General features: G+C 61.3%; 5 protein-coding genes and 1 pseudogene. 4 read left to right on the forward strand and 2 right to left on the reverse strand.

The genetic code is table 11. The features are described from left to right. Together EOD15_RS28325 and EOD15_RS28330 are read right to left on the reverse strand one after the other, a co-directional pair. Positions 1 to 605: DNA topoisomerase (locus tag EOD15_RS28325; protein ID WP_245463786.1), on the reverse strand; the 605-nt coding region annotated here is incomplete at its 3' end. A gap of 367 nt (positions 606 to 972) precedes the next feature. After that, positions 973 to 1,350: a hypothetical protein gene (locus EOD15_RS28330; RefSeq protein ID WP_127321918.1), complete on the reverse strand. Its 378-nt coding sequence runs from the start codon at positions 1,348 to 1,350 to the stop codon at positions 973 to 975. Between the two features lie 173 nt (positions 1,351 to 1,523). Between EOD15_RS28330 and EOD15_RS28335 the strand changes: the two genes are divergently transcribed. The 4 genes and pseudogenes from EOD15_RS28335 to EOD15_RS28350 form a co-directional block, all read left to right on the forward strand. Continuing rightward, entirely contained in the window at positions 1,524 to 2,270 is a 747-nt protein-coding gene (locus EOD15_RS28335) for a cytochrome c biogenesis CcdA family protein (protein ID WP_127321921.1), read from the forward strand. A 79-nt stretch (positions 2,271 to 2,349) separates the two neighbouring features. Then, a complete protein-coding gene (locus EOD15_RS28340; protein ID WP_127321919.1) occupies positions 2,350 to 2,787 on the forward strand; it encodes a nuclear transport factor 2 family protein in 438 nt (145 codons plus the stop codon). A 149-nt stretch (positions 2,788 to 2,936) separates the two neighbouring features. Next, positions 2,937 to 4,295, forward strand: coding sequence for a bifunctional UDP-N-acetylglucosamine diphosphorylase/glucosamine-1-phosphate N-acetyltransferase GlmU (gene glmU / locus EOD15_RS28345; protein ID WP_127409053.1), 1,359 nt, complete (start codon positions 2,937 to 2,939; stop codon positions 4,293 to 4,295). 178 nt (positions 4,296 to 4,473) lie between these two features. Beyond that, positions 4,474 to 4,979, forward strand: a pseudogene (locus EOD15_RS28350) (glutamine--fructose-6-phosphate aminotransferase); the annotation flags it as partial.

Here is a 4,979-nt window from a genome sequence, read left to right on the forward strand (position 1 = left end):
GGCGTGCCCAGCAGTGCAGCGATCTGCCAGTATTCCTCGCGGATGAAGCGCTCTATTTCGGATTCGCGGTCGCAGACGAGACGCAGCGCAACCGACTGGACGCGGCCGGCCGAGCGGGCGCCCGGGAGCTTGCGCCACAGCACCGGCGACAGCGTGAAGCCGACGAGATAATCCAGCGCCCGGCGGGCGAGATAGGCATCGACCAGCGGCGCATCGATCTGGCGCGGATTGGCCATCGCCTCCAGCACCGACGACTTGGTGATGGCGTTGAAGACGACGCGGCTGACCGGCTTGTCCTTCAGCGCGCGCTTCTGCTTCAGCACTTCAAGAACGTGCCAGGAAATGGCTTCGCCTTCGCGATCCGGGTCGGTGGCGAGGATCAGGCCATCGGCATCCTTGACCGCCTTGGCGATGTCGGCAAGCCGCTTGCCCGAGGCCGTGTCGACCGCCCAGGACATGGCGAAATCCTCATCCGGACGCACCGAGCCGTCCTTGGCCGGCAAATCCCTGATATGGCCGAACGAGGCCAGAACCTTGTAGTTCTTGCCGAGGTATTTGTTGATTGTCTTCGCCTTGGCCGGCGATTCGACGACGACGACGTCCATGAGGTCTCATATCAGCTGTGGTGCGGCAGAAGAATTCCGCTGCGCGCGACGAAATCTCGTTCTATTTGTCGCTCACATGGCCGCGCTTTTGCATCCGGTCAAGGGGAAGCGCCCAAATTGCGGGCCGATTGGAAGCAATACACTCTTAGAGTGTATGGAGAAAATCACAGAACTTGGGAAAGGGAGATGGTGGTCTCAAGTCAGCGGAAACGCTGGTTTTCATTTTCGCCGAGTCGCGGAAAGCTGCTGGAGCAGTGGCATCGGGGCGACGCCAGTGGCAAATTGATCGACGCTGGCCGCCGGCTGCATAGAGCGATGCCTGGCGACCAGCCTTGTTCCGCCATCAGGCGTGAATGTATTGAGTATCTTAGTCGGCCTTGACGATATGCCAGACTTCGCCGACGCCGTCGCCGGTCACATCGCCGGGCTTCTTGTCCTTGATGAAGGTGTAGACCGGCTTGCCGTCATAGGCCCACATCTTGGTGCCGTCGGTGCGGTCGACAACGGTCCATTCGTCATCCGCATTGGCGCCGGCTTCGGCTTTCAGCGGCGGCCAGTTGGTGGCGCATTTGTCGTAGCAATTGGTCTTGCCCTTCTCGTCCTTGTCATAGGTATACAGCGTCATGCCGTTGGCGTCGGTGTAGATCTTGGTGCCATTGACCTCGGCTTCCTTCCACGCGTCGGCGGCGAAGGATGCGGCGGTGCTGAGCAGAAGCGCTGCCAGTCCTGCGGTTATGGTTTTCATGGAAATCTCCCTGACTGGTATCTGGAGACGCGCGGGAAATCGCGGCCTCGCTGTGTCAACGCCCAGGGGCTGCCGTTTCTTCCCCGGCAAGCATGATCTTGCCAACACAATGGTGATTGGTGGACAAGGCTGCGCGTCGCTATATCAGCGGCACGACAGTGGAGTTCCTGGAAATGGCATTGGACATCGGCTATGTCAGCGCGGTCGGGGCGGGAGCCATCTCGTTCCTGTCGCCTTGCGTGCTGCCGCTGGTGCCGCCCTATCTCTGCTATATGGCCGGCGTGTCGGTCGACGATTTCCGTGGCAATGCGGGAACTACGGCGAGGGAAGGCGCGCGCGGCGCGCTGCTTTATTCCTCGATCGCCTTCGTGCTCGGCTTCTCGACCGTCTTTGTCGCGCTTGGCGCCGGCGCTTCGACCATCGGCCGGCTGCTGCGTATCTGGCAGGAGCCGCTGGCGATGGGCGCCGGTGTGCTGATCATCCTCATGGGCCTGAATTTCCTAGGTATCCTGCGCATTCCGCTGCTTTCACGCGAGGCGCGCTTCCAGTCGCAAGGCAAGCCGGCAAGCGCCGTCGCCGCCTATGTCATGGGGTTGGCCTTCGCCTTCGGCTGGACGCCCTGCATCGGTCCGGTGCTCGGTCCGATCCTGACGCTGGCCGGCGGCCGCGAGACGGTGGGCGAGGGCGCGCTGCTGCTCGCCGCCTATTCGCTCGGGCTGGGCATGCCGTTCCTGATCGCCGCCCTGTTTTCCGGCGCCTTCATGCGCTTCCTCGGCAAATTCCGCGTCCATCTCGGCCGCGTCGAAAAAGCGATCGGCGCGCTGCTGGTCGTTGCCGGCGTGTTTTTCCTCACCGGCGGCGTGCAGACGGTGTCTTACTGGCTGCTGGAAAATTTCCCGGTGCTGGGGCGGCTGGGGTAGGTCGCCTCGGCGGAACGATGCACGGCAGCCCGCATTTGCAGTACCGTTGATCAAAACTTTTTCGAGCCGGGAGGCGAGAATGGTAGCCAAGGCGGATGTGCGAAAATTCTTCAAGGTCTATGAGAAAATCTACAATGACGCGATCGCCGACACCGTCGATCTCAACGACGTCGCGGACATGTATTCGGCCGGTTTTGTCTCGGTGACGTCGGCAGCGGTCATGGTTGGCGAGAATGGCGAGCAGTTGAAGGCCATCATGACAAAGGGTTTTGAGGCCTATCGTGCCCTCGGCAGCAAGAGGATGACCTGCAAGGAGGTCTCTGTGACACCTGTCGACCAGGACCATTGCGTGGCTGAGGTAAACTGGGCCGGTGACTATGAACGCAAGGATGGGAGTCCCGTGACCATCGACTTTGCGGTCAACTATCTCGTCGAAAAGCGCGACGGCAAGCTGAAGGTGTTTGGCTGGATATCAGGTGACGAGCAGGCGGAATTCAGGAAACACGGCCTGTTGTAGGTGTGCTGACTGCCGAATTCCGTTTTAAGACCCGCTGATTAAGAGTCAGCTGCTCCGCCATCTCACCGAAATTTAACCGCATTGGTGAAGCAAGGCGCCACTGCTAGCATGCTTTGATTCCCAACCCTTTTCATATGGTTGTCCCTTCCATGAGCCAGAGATCCTGCCTGTCCGTCATTCTCGCCGCCGGCGAAGGCACGCGCATGAAGAGCGTGCTGCCGAAGGTGCTGCACCAGATCGCCGGCCTGCCGATGGTCGCCCATGTGGTGAAGGCAGCCGAAGCCGCCGGCGCCGGCACCCAGGCGCTGGTGATCGGCCATGGCGCGGACGAGATGCGCAAGGCCGCGGCAAAGTTCGCGCCGAAGGCCGAGACCTTCGTGCAGGAAAAGCGCCTTGGCACCGCGCACGCCGTGCTGGCCGCACGCGATGCGATATCAAAGGGTTATGACGATATTCTCGTGATGTTTGGCGACACGCCGCTGATCGACGCGGATGCGCTGACCGTGGCGCGGCTGAAACTGGCCGAGGGCGCCGCCGTCGTCGTGATCGGCTTCCGCCCGCCCAGCCCGACCGGATATGGCAGGCTGATCGAAAAGGACGGCAAGCTGATCGCCATCCGCGAAGAAAAGGACTGCTCCGAGGAGGAGAGGAAAATAGCCTTCTGCAATGCCGGCATGATGGCGGTGGCCGGTGATCACGCGCTGAAACTGCTCGATCAGGTAGGCAACAACAACGCCAAAGGCGAATATTATCTCACCGACATTGTCGAGATCGCCAGCGCGCGAGGCCTCGATGTCGTCGCCACCGAAGCCAGCTTCGAAAGCGCGCTCGGCATCAACAACCGCGCCGAACTGGCGCAAGCCGAGGGCATATGGCAGGCGCGCCGGCGGCATGAAGCGATGCTGTCGGGCGTGACGCTGATCGCGCCGGAGACGGTGTATTTCTCGCACGACACCGAGATCGGCACTGACACGATCGTCGAGCCCAATGTTTGGTTCGGTCCGGGCGTGAAGATTGCGACGGGCGCCAAGATACATGCGTTCAGCCACATCGAAGGCGCCACCATTGCGTCCAATTGCGATGTCGGGCCGTATGCGCGGCTGCGGCCGGGTGCCGATCTCCGAAACAAGGCCAAAGTCGGCAATTTCTGCGAGGTCAAGCAGGCGGTTATCGAAGAGGGCGCCAAGGTCAACCATTTGACCTATCTCGGCGATGCCCGCGTCGGCGCGGGCGCCAACATCGGCGCCGGCACCATCACCTGCAATTATGACGGCTATTCGAAATTCTTCACGGACATCGGCGAGGGCGCTTTTATTGGCTCCAATTCGTCTCTGGTGGCACCTGTCACCATCGGCAAGGGCGGCTACATTGCCTCGGGCAGCGTGATCACGGAAAGCGTGCCCGACGATGCGCTGGCCTTCGGCCGTGCTCGCCAGAAGACGATCCCGGGCAAGGGCAAGGAATTGCGCGAACGCTTTGCTTCGGCCGCGGCTGCGAAGAAAAAGTAAGACCAGCCCGCAAAAAAACCGAACGATTGCAGTAACCGGATTGCAAGAGCGGTCTGTCATGGTGCATCGACAAGAATGAGCGTTCCGTTACACGGGACGAAATGCAATGTGACTTTCGCGGCAGGCCGGCCATCCCTAAATAGCGCTGGTTTTCCACGGGGAATCGGGGGCTGTCTGCATGTGCGGTATCGTTGGAATCGTCGGCCACTCGCAGGTTGCGCCGCTCATTGTCGATGCGTTGAAGCGGTTGGAGTACCGTGGCTATGACTCGGCCGGCGTCGCCACCATCGAGCGTGGCGAACTCGCTCGCCGCCGCGCCGAAGGCAAGCTCATCAACCTGGAGCGCCGGCTCAAGGACGAGCCGCTCGATGGTACGATCGGCATCGGTCACACGCGCTGGGCGACACACGGCGTGCCCAACGAGACCAATGCGCATCCGCATTTTTCCGACGGTGTCGCCATCGTCCATAACGGCATCATCGAGAATTTCGCCGAATTGCGCGAAGAACTGATCCGCGACGGCTATTCGTTCTCCTCGCAGACCGACACCGAGGTCGTCGCCCATCTGGTGGCGCGCGAACTCGCTAAAGGCCTGAAGCCGGTCGAGGCCGCGCACCAGGCGCTGAAGCGACTGGAAGGCGCCTTTGCGCTGGCAATCATGTTCAAGGGCGACGACCTCGGTGT

The sequence above is a fragment of the Mesorhizobium sp. M7A.T.Ca.US.000.02.2.1 genome (genome assembly GCF_003996995.1).
GTDB lineage: Bacteria > Pseudomonadota > Alphaproteobacteria > Rhizobiales > Rhizobiaceae > Mesorhizobium.